The sequence below is a fragment of the Maricaulis maris genome (genome assembly GCF_003634045.1).
Lineage (GTDB): Bacteria > Pseudomonadota > Alphaproteobacteria > Caulobacterales > Maricaulaceae > Maricaulis > Maricaulis maris.
Genome location: NZ_RBIM01000004.1, coordinates 75111 through 91026 on the forward strand (window position 1 = coordinate 75111; position 15916 = coordinate 91026).

The window sequence follows — 15916 nt, forward strand, 5'->3', positions numbered from 1 at the left end:
GACCAAAAGGTGGACTGGATGGGACGGACACTCGACAGCACTTTGAGCCGCTACATCAATGTGGCGACGCTGGTGAGTCTGATTGCCTCCGTTCTCACAATCTACTTCTTCGTCGGCGCCCTGAACCGCAACGCCGAACGCAATGATCGCCGACTATTGTCCGCAGGCATCGAGGCCACAACCCGCCAGAACGAGATCTGGGTCACGGATTATGGCTGGTGGGGCGAAGTGCTCACGCTGTGGAATGAACAGGAAGAGCGCGTTCTAACCGGCAGCCTGTCATCATCCTTCTCCGACCACGGCGCATTCGACTTTGTCGCCCTGTCTTCAACCGACAATGTCGACGGCATGAGTTGGCACCGGGATACCGGCAGCCAAGTCCGGACCGATGTCCTGACACATGACGACATCGCAGCCCTGCGTGCCGACCTGGCGGCGGCCTATGAGCAAGGCCGCTATATCGCGACCCATTTCCTCGACATCGGCGGCATCCCCTATCTCGCTTCGGTGACCGTGATGGGTGAATATGACGACCGGGCGTCGATGACAGATCCCATGAAGGATCCGATCATCGTGCTTGGCGCGGCCATGGATGATGACTTCCTGACCGCGACCCATGACGTTTTCCTGGTGTCGGGGGCTGCCTTGCACGACGGCGCCATGCCGCGAAACACCACCGGGCTCGAACTGAGGGACGATAATGGCCACCTTGTGGGCTGGATGAGTTGGCAAGCCTCTCGGCCCGGGCTGGACACGCTGCGCCTCGCCTTCATCCCGTTGCTGGCCTACATCGCCATCTTCTTCGTCGGCGCCCAGCTGATCGCCCACAAGGCGCGGACACTCGCCCGGCACGCCGAAAACAACGAAAAACGCGCCGTCATCGCGGCCGGGACCGATAATCTGAGCGGCCTTCCGAACCGGTTGGGCTTCACGAGCTTCATCGAAAGCGGTGCGGCGCGGCAAGCGGCCGGGAATGGCGAAGCGGCGGTGATCTATATCGACCTCAACGGCTTCAAGGCGGTCAATGACAAAGCCGGTCACCGCGCCGGTGATGACGTGATCCGTCGCGTGGCCCACCGCTTCCGCGGCGCGGTCGATGGCACCGTCCACATCGCGCGCATTGGCGGTGATGAGTTCGCCTGTGCACTGATCGGCGCCGATGGCGCCCAGGCGGCGCTCGACATCGCACGCAACCTGTCCGCTTGCCTCGCTCGACCGTTCGATATTGACGGTCGAGCCTTCGAGATCGGGGCCGCGATCGGCATTGCCCATTCGGACCCGGGCAATCCGAAACCCTTCACCCAGCTGATCCATGACGCCGACCTCGCCATGTATCGCGCCAAGGCGGACCAGCTCGACAAGCCGCTTGTCTTCAATGCCAGCCTCGGACTTGAAGCCGATGCCCGCCGGGCGCTGGAAGCCGACATCGAAGCCGGTCTTGAGCGCAATGAATTCTTCGTTGTCTACCAACCCATCGCCCGCTCGTCCGATGGCAGCACGGCCTCGGTTGAGGCGCTGTTGCGCTGGGAGCACCCGACCCGCGGCGCGGTGCCGCCGGACGTCTTCATTCCGGTTGCAGAGAATTCCAAGCTGATCCGCCGCTTGGGCGATTTTGTCGTGCGGTCGGTGTGCGAAGAGATCGGGGCCGACGCGCCCCATTCGGTATCGATCAACCTGTCACCGGCCCAGCTGACCGACGAACGCCTGTGCGAACGCTATCTGCGCGAGCTGCGCTCCCACGGCATGACGGCAAACCAGATCGAATTCGAACTGACCGAGGCGGTTCTCGTTGAGGATTTCGACCGTGCCAAGGCGCGCCTGATGGAACTTCACGACGCTGGCTTCAAGGTCAATCTCGACGATTTCGGGACCGGATTCGCCTCGGTGGGCTATCTGCACATGCTGCCCTTCTCGAAGATCAAGATCGACAAGAGCTTCGTGCAGACGATCGGCCGCGGCGAAGGCCCCAACAAGATGCTTCAGGCCCTCGCCCTGCTGGGCGACGCCCTGTCCCTGGAAATGGTCGCTGAAGGCGTGGAAACCGAAGGCCAGGCCGCAATGCTGCGACTGCTCGGCTTTGAATACCTGCAAGGCTGGCATTTCGGACATCCGCTGCCGGCATCCCAGCTCAAGGCGCGCAGCGCCGGTAAGGCGGCCTGATTACGGTGGAGCGCCATGATGCCTCTCGCCGATCCGGGCTGACTCACATATCGCTTGCCTGTGCCGCCGCGGCAGCGCGGGCGCGCCTGTCGAGTTTCCTGGCAAGCCCCGCGTGCAACCGGGCGTGGCGCATCGGTGTCAGCGGATAGCTCCAGATCAGCGGAACGGAGAGCGCATAGAGCGCGATCGGTCCAAGGCAGTAGACCAGCCGCAGCGACAGCACGCCGATGGCACTCGACGCCTCCAGATTGCCCGACGCCTGATAGCCCAGCAGGCCGACAATCCCCAGCGCCAGACCGGTAAAGATCGCCGCCGCCAGTTTTTCCGACAGGCCGAGCACCGCAAAATAGGTCCCGGCGCGACGGCCACCGGACCGGACACTGTCGATATCGACGACGTCGGCGAGCATGGCCAGCGGCAGGAATTGCAAACCGCCAAAGGCGAAGCCCTTGAGCAGGAAGAGGCAGAAAAAGGCGAAATAATCACCGCGGCCAAGCAAGAGATTGCTGGCGCTGACCACGCTGACAAAGCCGAGCGTGACCATGAAAGCCCGGTGTTTGCCGAGTTTCTTGCCCAGCCAGAGCCAGAACGGGATCGCCGCAATGCCGGAGATGAAATACAGGAAATAGGCCGCGCCGATCGTCGGAATGCCGATGATGTCACGGATGAAGAAGAGTGAGACGGCGTTGCGCAGGCTCTCACCGGCAATCACCAGGAAAGCGATGATGAGAACCCGGCGCATTGGCCCGTTGCGCCAAAGATGACGGAAGCCCTCGACCATCGGCACCCGCTCACGCAAGGCGGGCGGCGGCTCCTTGACCGTGGTGATGATCAGGGTCGAAAGCAGGGGAACGGCAATGATGATGGCAATCGCCAGCCCCATCAGGACCGGCCCGGTGAGCGCCGCCCGACTGGTCGGTGTGCGGGTCATCAGTTCGCCGGTGAAAGCGCCGGTCACATCACGCCAGATTGCCGCGAAAATCTCGGTCACCGCGCCGCCATCGGCGAAAATCTCGATCACCATCGGCACGGCGGCCGCCATCAGCAGACCGGTCAGATAGTAGAATTCCCGCGCTGCCGTGACCTGGCTGCGGACATGGTAATTGGCCGATAATTCCGCACCCCAGGCCCGGAAGGGGATCTGGATCATGGTGGCGCTGGCGAAAAACAGGGTCAGCCAGACCAGGAAATAGAGAATGCCGGCGCCCGTTGGCGGCACGAAGAGGAACCAGGCCGACACCATAAGGGCCGGCGCGCCCAGCGCGATATAGGGTTTGCGGCGCCCGAACCGGGTCCGTCCGCGATCGGAAATTTCCCCCATCAGCGGGTCGGTGAAAACATCCGTGAAGCGTGCGATCATGATGATCAGGCCGATCGCCTGCAGCGACAGGCCGAGCTGGCCGGCATAGTGGGCCGGCAGCCAGATCGCCAGCGGATAGCCATAAACCGCGAGCGGCAGCGCCAGCGAACCATGCAGGAAAATGGTCGAGCGCTTGATCGTCGGCTCGGGTCCGTCGCCGGGCGCGGGCGACGTCGGCGCGACCGGGGCAGCCGTCACATCAGCGGTCATGATTATCCTCCCAGTACGCTGACCGTCCGTGTTATTGTGCCGGATCGGCCAGTTTTTCCAAGTTTGAGTATGCCGGGAGGGCAGAGTCAAATTAAACGCAAGACATTGCGCAGTCGTGACCTTGGCGTCAGTTCCGGGGGGCAGGCCCGGTGGAATCGCGATGGATGATCTCGTAGTCGAGATACTCGTTCGGCACGTCTTGCATGCCCGGGAGCTGATTGGTCGCCGCATCGATCAGCTGACGCGTCGCCTCATTGCCCATCGTCAGGAGCGGCTGGCGGACGGTGGTGAGCGCCGGCCACATTTTCTCGGCGATCTCGGAATCGTCGAACCCAACCACCGACAGATCATCCGGCACATCGATCCGCAGACGGTGTGCCGACATCAGGACGCCGGCCGCCATGTCGTCATTGGCCGCAAACACGGCGGTCGGCCGGTTGGCCAGGGCAAACAGGGCATCGCCCGCTTCAAGCCCGGTCGGGAAGTTGAAATCACCGGGTTGCACCAGCGCCTCATCGAGCGCGATTCCAGCCCCGTCAAGCGCGTCGCGATATCCGGCGAAACGCTCATGGGTGGCGTTCTGGTCTTCCTTGCCGCGCACAAAGGCGATCCGCGTGTGGCCGAGCGATATCAGGTGTTCGGTCAACTCACGCGCCGCCTCGCGCTCATTGATTTTCACGATGATCCGGGCATCGGGCAGATTGTTTGGCCCCACCCGGGCGACCGGCACATCAAACCGTTCCAGCACGCCATAAAGGCGCTCATCATTGGACAGGGGTGGCACCAGGATCAGCCCGTCCGGCTTGCTCGCCGCCATCAGGCGCTCGAAGCGGGCGATCAGGTCAGCCTCCGGCATGTCCCGCAAATCCTCCATCAACGACACCATCAACTGATAGCCGCGCTGCTGGCAGGTTTGCACCGCGCCGAACTGGATCGCGTTGACATAGGCCGAACGGTGCGAGTGGCTGACAAGGTGGATGGCATAGGAGCGCCGGCTGCGCAGAGCCCGGGCCGTCGTCGACGGCACATAACCAACCTCGGCCGCCGCCGTGCGGACCTTGTCACGCAGGCTTTCCTTGACGTGTGGCTCATTGTTGAGGACACGCGACACGGTTTTGATGGAGACACCCGCCCTGTTGGCGACGTCGATCATCCTGGCCATGGCCATGCCTCCCCCGGAACCGGATCCCGCGCGACAGTCGACGAACCGGTCATTTCGATCCCCCGATCTGCCCGACGATGCGGGCATGCAGGGTACGATTCAATGGTAATTTCAGAATCAGCAAGGTCGACAGGGCCAGAAGCAACGATGGCATCAGGAAGATATGGAAGCGGATTCCGTCAACCGTTGCAGCGCTCTGGGTGGTCGCATCAATGTCATAGCCGACCTGCGACAACATGAAACCAACGAACAACCCCATCAGTCCGCCGGACAGTTTCTGGACCAGCAGGACCGAGCCGAAGACCGCGCCTTCATTGCGCTCACCGGTCTTCCACTGCCCGTATTCCACCGTATCGGGAACGAAGGACCAGACCAGCACACCGAAAGCCCCGAAGGCAGCGCCATAGCCGATGATCTGCAGCGGCACGCCGGCCACGACACGGGCGCCACTGATGGCAAGATCGAGCCCGCACAGGATCGCCAACACGCAGGCCAGCGCCCAGCCCGCCTTCTTGCCGAAGCGGCGAATGAAGACGGTCCAGACCGGGATCGAGGCCAGCGTCGCCGTCGCATAGGCGGTCATCACGACCTCCTTGCGGGCAAAGACCGGCGCATTGACGTCGATGAAGAAGCTGAGCGGAATCAATAGGCTGGCGACCGCGCCCGACTGCAGGAAAATCATCATCAGAAGGATCGCCAGGGCGTGATTGTCACGGATGGCGAGGATGAAGCGCCAAATGCTCGGCGGCCGTGCCGATGCGCAGCGCCCCGGTGGCGGTTTTTCACGCGTGCCGGCAAAGCACAGCATCAACGCGATGGTTGCGACCAGCGCCCCGATAACAGCCGCCGCCTGGAAGCCGGCTGCCGCCGTGTCCTCGCCGCCCCCGAAATGACGCACCAGCGGGAACCACAAGCCGGACACGGTGAGCAGGCCCGCGAAGGCAAAGAACATGCGCACGCCCGAGAATGTGGTCCGCTCGACGCTGTCATAGCTGAGCCGCGACGCCAGTGCCGAATAGGGTACGGCAACGATCGTATAGACGGTGCGGAACAGGACATGCGCCGCTGTCAGCACGGCGATCAACGCCATGCCCTCGAGCGGCGGGATCCAGAACAGAAGGCAAAAACTGAGTCCCAGCGCCCCGCCGCCGAACAGGATATGCGGGCGATAGGTGCCAAAGCGTGACCGGGTCCGTTCCGACAAGCTTGCCACAACCGCATCGGTGACCGCGTCCCAGGCCATGCCGACGAAATAGATTGCCCCTGCGACGGCAGGGCTGAGCCCGACCACTTCGGCATACCAGAACATCAGGACCAGCGAGAGCGCGTTCCAATAGATGTTCAGGCCGAAATCGCCGACCCCGTAGCCGGCATAACGCCGAAACTCATTGCCCGTTGCCAAGATGCCTCCCCCTCTGGCCCGCATCAGACCAAGAGGGACAGGATGAGCGACGTGGCGAAACCCGCAAGGCCGATGATCAGCGTTGCGACGGTCCAGCTTTGCAGGGTTTGTTGTTCATTGAGGCCGAATATCCGGCTGACCAGCCAGAATCCGCTGTCATTGACGTGCGACAAAGCGGTCGCGCCAGCGGCGATCGCGATCACGCACAGGGCCAGGTCCGGCGGTGCCAGACCGGCGGCGCTGGCCAGCGGGGCGGTCAGACCGGCCGCCGTGATCATCGCCACCGTCGCGCTGCCTTGGGCAACACGGACCAGCAGGGCCAGCACGAAGCCGGCAACCAGCGGGGCCAAGCCCAGCGCCGTCGCGGCGTTGGCCAGCTGGGCACCGGCGCCGGTGTCGACCAGGACCTGTTTGAAAGCACCACCCGCACCGGTCACGAGGATAACCGCCCCCGTCGGTTCGAGCGCCCGCGACAATCCTTCGCCAAGACGCGCCCGCGCCGCATCATCGGTCGGCCGGAAGACCAGAAAGGTTGCACCGCACGCGATCAGGAGCGCCATGAAGGGATGGCCGACAAAAGCAATCACATCGCCGGCAAGACCGCCAAGCCCCAGGCGGGCGGCCAGCGTCCCGACGAGGATGAGGACAAGCGGCAGGCAAATCAGGCCGGCCGCCCAGCCGGCAGCTCCTGCCCGCGCCGGTGTGGCGCCGACCGCCCCGGCGGGTGTCTCCATTGACAGGCCGCTATCGGCCGTCCTTGCCAGCAATCCACGTCGATCAAGCCAGCCGGTATAGATCGGCCCGGCCAGGGCCAGCGCCGGCAGACCAGCCACCACACCGAACAGGATGACCAGGCCGAGTTCGGCCCCGAGGATTTCGGCAACCGCGATCGGTCCCGGCGTTGGTGGGATGAAACTGTGGGCCACCGCCAGGCCGCAGGCGAGCGGCAGGCCGAACGTCAGGGCGGCCCGTCCCGTCTTGCGGGCGAAGGCAAAGACGAGGGGGGCGAGGATGATCAGGGCGACATCGAAGAAGACCGGGATGGAGGCCAGCAGTCCAAGCCCGCCCATCAACCAGCGCCCGCCGGCCGGCGTGCGCCCGGCCAGAAGCCGGTTTGCCAATTGCTCCAACCCGCCTGAGCGCTCAATGATGACACCGAACAGGGCGCCAAGCCCGATCACGATCGCCACAAAGCCGAGCGTGCCGCCCATGCCGCGCGTGATGGTGTCAAAGGCCGCCGCTGGTGCCAGCCCGGCGGCGACCGCCGCGAAACAACTCACGAGGATCAGCGCCGCAAAGGCGGGCATGCGCGCGCGCAGGATCAGGACCAGCAGGGCGATGATCGCCGCCAGGGTGGCCAGTAGCGGCCGAAACTCCTGAAGCAATGAGCCTAGCTCCATTGCACGCCCCGGCTTTGCGTTTCGACCCGCAGGAGACGGTCTTGGGCGGTGATGAAAAGACTGCGTCCGTCGGCGCCGCCAAAGGCGCAATTCGCGGTTCCGCGCCCGGTCAGGATACGACCCAGAAGCTCACCCCGCGGTGACAGGACCAGCACGCCGCCAGGCCCGGTCGCGAACAGGTTGCCGGCCGCATCGACGGCCATCCCGTCCGGCAGGCCGGGGCCGTCGAGTGTGGCCGCATCATAGAACAGCTCGTCGCTGTCGATTGCACCGTGCGGATCCAGACCAAGGACGCGGATTACCGGCGCTTGCGGGTCTGATTGCGCGATGTAGAGACGGCGCCCATCGGGCGACAGGGCAATCCCGTTGGGAAAACTCATATCGTCCAGCAGGCGTTCGACCACGCCATCGGGGCGGCGGCGATAGACGCCATTGACCGACATTTCCTTGAGCGGCGACGCATCAAGCCCGTCCAGCCCGTAGGGCGGGTCGGTGAAATAAATGCTGCCGTCCGCCGCTTCCACGAGGTCATTGGGTGAGTTGAAACGCTGGCCAGCCAGACCGGTTGCGAGCGCTGTCCGGACCTGTGTGTCGGGATCGATCAGGACGACCGAGCGGCTGCCGTGCACACAGGCCAGCAATTGCCCGTCGGGGCGCATCCAGAGACCGTTTGCCCCGGGCTCGCGAAAGCCCTCTGCCTCCGCCAGCGGAATTCCGGACGGGTCGAGCCAGGTCTCCACCTGACCACCCGCCCGCCAACGATAGGCGCGATTGCCGGGAACGTCGGTGAAGTAGAGGCAAGCCCGCTGGCGATCCCAGGCCGGCCCCTCGGCCCATTGATAGCCCGTCCCGAGGAGATCGGCCCCGGCGGCCGGGTCGATCAACCCGTCCAGGCGGGGGTCCAGGCGTTCGACGGTGATCTGCCGGACGGTCTGTTCGTGACCACGCGAGCAAGCGCCCACAACGAGGCTGGCCGTGGCGCCGGCCAACACGGTGCGTCGTGTCGTCATCATTCCACCTCGACCCCTGTTGCAATCGCCGTGGAAGGGCGATCAGATACGCCGTCGCCGGTGATGGTCAGACGGGCTGACTGTCGCAGATCGGCCGAGGACGCCCCGACGCTGAGTTCGATATCACCGGCCTCGATCCGCCAAACGCCCGGCGACTGGAAAATCGCAAACTGCGCCGCCTCCAGCTCGAAGGTGACCGATCGCGTTTCGCCGGCTTCCAGGGCCAATCGGGCAAAGCCGCGCAACTCAAGACGCGGACGCGCCACCATTGCCACCGGGTCGCGCATGTAGAGCTGGACGACCTCATCAGCCGCGCGATTGCCGGTATTGGTGATCGCGAGCGTGAGGCGCACGACCTCTCCGGGCGCGACCGCCGTGCGGTCCAGCTGCAATTCGCCATATTCGAAGGCCGCATAACTCAGCCCGTGGCCGAACGGATATAATGGCGTGATCGGCAGGTCATGGAAGCGATTGCTGTCGTTTGACAAATCCGGATCGGCCGGGCGCCCGCCGGGATATTCCGAATAGGTGAACGGCGCCTGGCCGGTGGTGCGCGGAAAGGAGACCGGCAAGCGACCGGCCGGAGAGACCCGGCCATAGATGATATCGGCCAGCGCCGGTCCAGCCTCGACGCCGAGCATCCAACTCGCCAGCACCGCATCGGCGCGCTCGGCGATATCGGGAATGGCGAGCGGGCGACCACTGACCAGCACCACCGTGACCGGGCGCCCGGTATCGAGCACCGCACTCGCCAGCGCCCGCTGGCTGGCCGGCATGAACAGGTCGGAGCGGCTGCGCGCCTCGCCCGACAGGTCATAATCCTCACCGACAACCAGAATGACATGATCCGCCGCCATCGCCTCGGCCACCGCCTCCGGCAGGCCGGACAGGTCGTCGCTGCGCGGATCGGCGCCAGATGCATAGCGGATACCGACACCGTCAGGCGCCTCATCCCGCAAGCCATCGAGCAGCGAGATCACCGTGTCGGGCGTACCGCGCGCACGCCAGGAACCGAGTTGGGTGGAGGCGTCCTCTGCCAAAGCCCCGATCACCGCGACCCGGCCGCTTTCCGGGCCGAGCGGCAGCGCCCCGTCCCGGTTCTGCAGCAATACGATACTGCGCGCCGCGATGCGCCGGGCCTCGGCCCGGGCGGTCTCCGTCAGCATCGCCGCCGCCTCGCGGTCGGCATCATGATAGGCCATCGGCGTGTCAAACAGGCCGAGGCGTTCCTTGGCGGTCAGGACATGGCCGACCGCGCGGTCGAGATCGGCCATCAGCGCCGGCTCGGCCTCGATAGCGGCGGCCAGATCATTGGCGAAAACGGCGCTGGTCATATCCATGTCGACACCGGCACGCAGGGCCAGGGCCGCCGCTTGGACACGGGTCTCGGCGACGCCGTGATTGATCAGCTCGGCAACCGCATTCCAGTCGCTGACAATCATGCCGTCAAAGCCCCAGCGGGCCCGCAACACATCATCGATCAAATGCTCATTGGCCGTACTCGGCACACCGGCGATATCGTTGAACGCGGTCATCATCGAACCGCTTCCTGCCGCGCTGGCAGCATGGAAGGGCGGCAGGTAGATTTCGTGCAGGCTGCGCTCGGACAGGTCGGCGGTGCCATAGTCGCGCCCGCCGATCGGCGCACCATAGGCGCCGAAATGCTTGGCCGTCGCCATGATCGTGTTGCCGGCGGTCAAATCATCGCCCTGGAAGCCCCTCACTTGCGCCACTGCCAGGCGGGCACCGAGATAGGGATCGCTGCCGCCGCCCTCGACAATTCGCCCCCAGCGTGGGTCGCGGGCGATGTCGATCATCGGGGCGAAGGTCCAGTGCAGACCGGCGGCGCTGGCCTCATCGGCCGCGATCCGGCTGGCGGTCACGAGGTCCTCCGTGTCCCAGCTGCTGGCCATGGCGATCGGAACCGGAAAGATCGTGCGATAGCCGTGCACCACATCCATCGCAAAAAGGAGCGGAATGCCGAGCCGGCTCTCTTCCACCGCGACCTGTTGCAATTCGCCCAATGGTGCGGCGCCGGCGACATGCAGGTAGGACCCGATCTCGCCACGCCGGACCCGGTCAAGCTCGTCCGGGGTGAGGCGCGAATTGAGATTTCGCGACCGCCCGCCGGCGACCTGGTTGAGCTGGCCCAGCTTCTCTTCCAACGTCATCTCGGCAAGCAGGCCCGCCACGCGTGGCGACCAGGTTGGTGCCTGTTCCGGTGAAACCGTTGGCGAATTGGCCGCCGCGGCGATATCGGGGCCGGATGCCACCGGTTGGCAAGCGGCGAGCGCCGCGGCAGCGACGAGAACTGGAATGGATGATTTCATGGATACGGCCTCGCCCCGGGCGGAAAAGACCGGAGCGCCGCAACGACGCCCCGGTGTTGAGTTCAGAGGGATGGGAAACCGGCAACAGACCGATCCAATTGACCCGCTGCGGCAACGGGCTGACGCGGAGTCCAAGCACCGTCAAACACTGGATTTGTCATGCTCACCCTCCCCGTTGACCGCCGTTGACAGCGTTGTCAATTACTGACAATTTCACGTCAAGAACGACACCTGTCAAGGCAGGTCATGGCCAGCAACCAATTGCGGTCCGGCAGGCTGGAACAGGTCGGCGGGCGAAAACGCGGCGCTGCGACACCATGGGGGAGAGGATGAGGCGAGTTGCAAAACCGCGTGCGCGGCGGATTGTCGGATTGACCGGCCTGGCCCTGGCTGTCGCCGCGACGACGCCAGCCCTGGCAGATAGCTGCATGCCGGCCGACGCCGCACCACAAGACGCGCCCGCCCTGCGCCTGACACAGCATGGTTTCGAGACCCGGGGCCGCAAGCTGGCCATCCTGCGAACGGCCCATGCCGAACCCGTTGACTGGCGGGTAGTCGACGCTGCCGGAACGGTGATCGCGGTCGGGACGAGCGAGGTCTTCGGCGCCAATCCGACCTCAGCCGACGCATTGCACCGGATTGACCTGTCAGCGCTGGACATGGCGGGAGAGGGCTTCCGGATCGAGGCCTGTGGCACCACAAGCCGCGCCTTCACAATCTCGGACCGCCCTTTTGACCAGCTCAGCGTCGACAGCCTGACCTATTTTTATCACAACCGGCTGGGCACACCGATTGAAGCCGCCCATGTGCAAGGCGAAGCTTGGGTCCGCGACGCCGGCTTCCCGCACAGCACGCCAACCTGTTTTCACGGCACGGACGAGGCGGGCAATGTCTGGCCGGGCTGCGACTACCGGCTTGATGTGACCGGCGGCTGGGCCGATGCCGGCGATTACGGCAAATACGTCGTCAATGGCGGCATCGCCGTGTGGACGCTGCAGAATTTCGTCGAACGCCTGAACAGCCAACCCGACCCGGTCGCCGCCATGTGGGCCGATGGCCGGGCACCCATGCCGGAAAACGGCAATGGCGTTTCCGACATATTGGACGAAGCGCGCTGGCAGCTGGAATTCATGCTCGCCATGCAGGTGCCCGATGGGGCCCGCCTGTCGGTGCCGCTAGGTCGCCAGGATGGTCGCGAACCGCTGCAATTGAGCGAGATCGACGCCGCTGGCCTGGTCCACCACAAGGTCCATGAGCGGGCCTGGCTGCCGGTTCCCATCCTGCCGGCGGATGCGCAGGAAGAACGCTTCCTGTTGCCGCCCTCCACCGCGGCTAGCCTGAACCTGGCCGCCTCTGCGGCCCAGGCCGCGCGGCTCTGGCGCGAGATCGACCCGGACTTTGCCGCCCGCTGCCTTGACGCGGCCCGGCGCGCCTATTCCGCTGCCCGCGCCTATCCGGAGATCTATGCCTACAATAATTTCGGCGGCGGCGGCGCCTATGGTGATTTCCGTCTCGATGACGAGTTCGCTTGGGCGGCAACGGAACTCTTCGTGACGACCGGCGAGACCGCCTATCTGACGGCTGTACAGGGCGATGCCGCGGCGCCGGCCGAAGCGCCCGTGCTGCAGGTTCGCGGCGCCACGATCGCCTGGCCAGCCGTCGACCTGCTGCCAGCCCTCACCTTGCTCACCGCCGAAACGGTCGAGGATGACGCCCTGCTTGCGGCGGCGCGTCAGCAGATCATCGACACCGCCGACCGCTATCTCGCCGACCGGGCGATGGAAGGTTATGCCTTCCCGTTCAGCCCGGACCAGTATGTCTGGGGTTCGAACGGCAATCTGGCCAATCGCGGCATTGTGCTGGCCATGGCGCACACGCTGACCGGCGAGGCCGATTACCGCAACGCCGTGATCGACGCCATCGACTATCTGCTCGGCCGCAACGCGCTCGACCAGTCCTATGTCAGCGGCTATGGCGAGCGTGCGATGCGCCATCCGCACCACCGTTTCTGGGGCGCCGGCGCCGATCCGGAATACCCGCCGGCGCCACCCGGCGCCGTCTCCGGCGGACCCAACGCCACCAATATGAGCGACCCGGTCGCGACCGAAATGCACGGCCAGTGTGCGCCGCAGGCCTGCTGGGCCGACGACTATCGCGCCTATGCGCTCAACGAGGTGGCCATCAACTGGAACGCACCCCTGTTCTGGATCGCCGCCTATCTCGACACCACCCACAGCAATGACTGATCCGGATTGAGGACACCATCATGACCCGACTGACCCGAACCCACAGCCTCACCACCGTATCGCTCCTTGCCATGCTGGCGCTGGGCGCCTGCCAGCCGAGCGACGCCGCCAACACGTCGCAAACGGTCGATGTCGCCAATGAGACGCCCGCCCCCGTCGCCGCCGTCGGTGTCATCCACCCCGAACTGTGGCCGGAATTCACGCCGCCGCCGCTCGACCCCGCGGTCGAGGCGCGCATCGACGCGATCATGGCCACCATGACGGTCGAGCAGAAGGTCGGTCAGGTCATCCAGGCTGACAGCGGATCGGTGACGCCCGAGGAAGTCCGCGAATACCGGCTCGGCTCGGTTCTCAGCGGCGGCAATTCTGCGCCGGGACCGCTGCCCTATGCTGATACAGAGACCTGGCTTGAGGCGGCCGATGCCTATTTCAACGCTTCGATCGACCCGGAGGGCGTGGAGACCGCGATCCCGATCATCTGGGGGATCGACGCGGTCCATGGTCACGCCAATCTGCGCGGCGCCGTCGTCTTCCCGCACAATATCGGCCTTGGCGCGACGCGAAACCCGGACCTGATCGAAGAGATTTACCGTGTCACGGCGCGCGAACTCTCCGTCTCCGGCCATGACTGGACGTTCGCACCGACCCTCGCCGTGCCGCAGGATGACCGTTGGGGCCGCACCTATGAAGGCTTTTCCGAAGACCCGGCGATTGTCGCCTCCTATGGCGACCGGATCGTGTACGGCCTGCAGGGACGACCCGGCACGGATGACTTCATGTCGACCGGGCATGTCATTTCCAGTGCCAAGCATTTCCTCGCCGATGGTGGCACCGAGAATGGCCGTGACCAGGGCGATGCCCTGATTTCCGAGGCCGAGCTGCGCGACATTCACGCCGCCGGCTATCTGACCGCCATTCCGGCCGGTGTGCAGACAGTGATGGCGTCCTTCTCGAGCTGGTGGGACCAGCCGATGCACGGCAATGAGGCGCTGCTAACCGATATCCTGAAAGAGCGGTTCGGCTTCCAGGGCTTCGTGGTCGGCGACTGGAACGGGCATGGCCTGATCCCGGGCTGCACCTCGACCGATTGCCCGCAGGCCTTCAATGCCGGCCTCGACATGTATATGGCGCCGGACAGCTGGCGTGAGCTTTATCACTCCACCCTGGCGCATGTGCGCTCCGGCGAGATCAGCCAGGAACGCCTTGATGATGCCGTCCGCCGCATCCTGCGCGTGAAGATTAATTCGGGTATTTTCGAAATATCTCAACCGAGCGATCGCCCGCTGGCCGGCAATGCCGACGTGCTGGCGGCACCCGAGCACCGCGCCGTGGCCCGCCAGGCGGTGCGTGAAAGCCTCGTCCTGCTCAAAAATGCCGACCAGACCCTGCCCCTTGATCCCGGCCTGACGGTTCTGGTGGTCGGCGACGGGGCTGATGACATCGCCAAGGCGTCGGGTGGCTGGACCCTGTCCTGGCAGGGCGGTGGCATCGACAATTCGGAATTCCCCAACGGCCAGACCATTCTCGACGGCATCCGCGAGACCGTGGAAGCGGCCGGCGGCAGCGTCATCCATGATCCCGACGGCACGTCCGGCGCCGCCGCCGATATCGTCATCGCGGTCTATGGCGAGAACCCCTATGCGGAATTCCAAGGTGACCGGGAACATCTCGATTTCGTGCCGAACGGGTTTGATACCAACCGTCTTGCCGAACTCGGCGCCGACGGCACCCCGGTCGTCTCGGTCTTCCTGTCGGGACGTCCGATGTGGGCCAATCCCGAGATCAACGCCTCCGACGCCTTTGTCGCGGCCTGGCTGCCGGGCAGCGAGGGCGGCGGCATTGCCGACATGTTGTTCCGCACCGACCCGGCCTTTGACTTCACCGGACGCCTGTCCTTCTCCTGGCCCGGCGATGCTCTGGGTGAACCGCTCAATCCGGGCGATGACGCCTACGCGCCCCTCTTCCCGCTTGGCTATGGCCTTGGCTTTGATGATGACGGCGCTTTGGCTGCACTGTCGGAAGTCTCCGGCCTCGCCGATGGCGACAGTGCGCCGGACGGCACTTATTACACGCGCGGACAGACGGTAACGCCGTGGCAGGCCTCGATCTGGTCAGGCGGGGCCAGCGCATCGGCCGACACTTTGCCCGCCGAGCTCGACGGGATCCAGGTGCGGGCGACGGACCGAACTGCGCAGGAAGACTCCCTTCAAGTAACCTGGCAGGCCGGCATGACAGGCCTCCGCCTCGATACGGCCGAGCCGGTTGACCTGGAGCGTCAGGCCAATGGCGCCATGGAACTCGCCTTCCAGGCCCGCGCTTTCGGCAATGCGCCGGAACAGGTCGGCGTCGGGATCGGATGCGCCGCCGACGGTGAATGCGAGGCCAGCGTCCCGATCACCATCATGCAGGGCAATTGGAGCGAATATCGCATCTCGCTCAACTGTTTCGCCGATGCGGGTGTGGACATGCAGGCGATCAATTCGGCCTTCATTCTCTCCCTGCCCGAGGGCGGCGGCGAAATCGGCATCAGCGAGATCCGCCTCGACTCCGACACCGACGCGATGCGGACTTGCGGCGACACCGCCAACTGACCGCCAGATCGGCCAAGACTTGCCGGGCGCACCCGGGCTGGCGCA

The 15916-nt window shown here is 65.0% G+C and carries 9 protein-coding genes; 3 read left to right on the plus strand and 6 right to left on the minus strand.

All coding sequences use genetic code 11. The features are described from left to right. Positions 1-18: 18 nt before the first annotated feature. A complete protein-coding gene (locus tag C7435_RS09000; protein WP_121211019.1) occupies positions 19-2160 on the plus strand; it encodes a putative bifunctional diguanylate cyclase/phosphodiesterase in 2142 nt (713 codons plus the stop codon). Positions 2161-2203: 43 nt separating this feature from the next. Here C7435_RS09000 and C7435_RS09005 read toward each other — a convergent pair whose 3' ends face one another. The 6 genes from C7435_RS09005 to C7435_RS09030 all read right to left on the minus strand — a co-directional run bounded on the left by C7435_RS09005 (position 2204) and on the right by C7435_RS09030 (position 11034). Beyond that, positions 2204-3730, minus strand: coding sequence for an MFS transporter (locus C7435_RS09005; protein ID WP_121211021.1), 1527 nt, complete (start codon positions 3728-3730; stop codon positions 2204-2206). A 127-nt stretch (positions 3731-3857) separates the two neighbouring features. Next, positions 3858-4892 (minus strand): LacI family DNA-binding transcriptional regulator, encoded by a 1035-nt coding sequence (locus C7435_RS09010; RefSeq protein ID WP_121211410.1) that lies wholly within the window; start codon positions 4890-4892, stop codon positions 3858-3860. Positions 4893-4941: 49 nt separating this feature from the next. Continuing rightward, positions 4942-6294 carry an MFS transporter gene (locus C7435_RS09015; RefSeq protein WP_233128211.1) on the minus strand — a complete coding sequence of 451 codons (1353 nt, stop codon included), beginning with the start codon at positions 6292-6294 and terminating at the stop codon, positions 4942-4944. Positions 6295-6317: 23 nt separating this feature from the next. Further along, positions 6318-7679, minus strand: a complete 1362-nt coding sequence (locus C7435_RS09020; protein WP_233350727.1) for a GntP family permease — start codon at positions 7677-7679, stop codon at positions 6318-6320. 5 nt (positions 7680-7684) lie between these two features. Then, a complete protein-coding gene (locus C7435_RS09025; RefSeq protein WP_233350728.1) occupies positions 7685-8707 on the minus strand; it encodes an SMP-30/gluconolactonase/LRE family protein in 1023 nt (340 codons plus the stop codon). Next, positions 8704-11034, minus strand: coding sequence for a glycoside hydrolase family 3 N-terminal domain-containing protein (locus C7435_RS09030; protein ID WP_121211024.1), 2331 nt, complete (start codon positions 11032-11034; stop codon positions 8704-8706). Before C7435_RS09030 ends, C7435_RS09025 begins: the two co-directional genes overlap by 4 nt. Positions 11035-11363: 329 nt before the next feature. Here C7435_RS09030 and C7435_RS09035 point away from each other — a divergent pair, with 329 nt between their 5' ends. After that, entirely contained in the window at positions 11364-13280 is a 1917-nt protein-coding gene (locus C7435_RS09035) for a glycoside hydrolase family 9 protein (RefSeq protein WP_233350729.1), read from the plus strand. A 20-nt stretch (positions 13281-13300) separates the two neighbouring features. Then, positions 13301-15871, plus strand: a complete 2571-nt coding sequence (locus C7435_RS09040) for a glycoside hydrolase family 3 protein (RefSeq protein ID WP_233350730.1) — start codon at positions 13301-13303, stop codon at positions 15869-15871. Positions 15872-15916: the final 45 nt, after the last annotated feature.

Excerpts from the sequence above, each read along its gene's own strand:
- C7435_RS09000 (WP_121211019.1), top strand. The coding sequence starts at position 19 with ATGGGACGGACACTCGACAGCACTTTGAGCCGCTACATCAATGTGGCG.
- C7435_RS09010 (WP_121211410.1), bottom strand. The coding sequence starts at position 4,892 with ATGGCCAGGATGATCGACGTCGCCAACAGGGCGGGTGTCTCCATCAAA.
- C7435_RS09035 (WP_233350729.1), top strand. The coding sequence starts at position 11,364 with ATGAGGCGAGTTGCAAAACCGCGTGCGCGGCGGATTGTCGGATTGACC.
- C7435_RS09025 (WP_233350728.1), bottom strand. The coding sequence starts at position 8,707 with ATGATGACGACACGACGCACCGTGTTGGCCGGCGCCACGGCCAGCCTC.
- C7435_RS09030 (WP_121211024.1), bottom strand. The coding sequence starts at position 11,034 with ATGAAATCATCCATTCCAGTTCTCGTCGCTGCCGCGGCGCTCGCCGCT.
- C7435_RS09005 (WP_121211021.1), bottom strand. The coding sequence starts at position 3,730 with ATGACCGCTGATGTGACGGCTGCCCCGGTCGCGCCGACGTCGCCCGCG.
- C7435_RS09040 (WP_233350730.1), top strand. The coding sequence starts at position 13,301 with ATGACCCGACTGACCCGAACCCACAGCCTCACCACCGTATCGCTCCTT.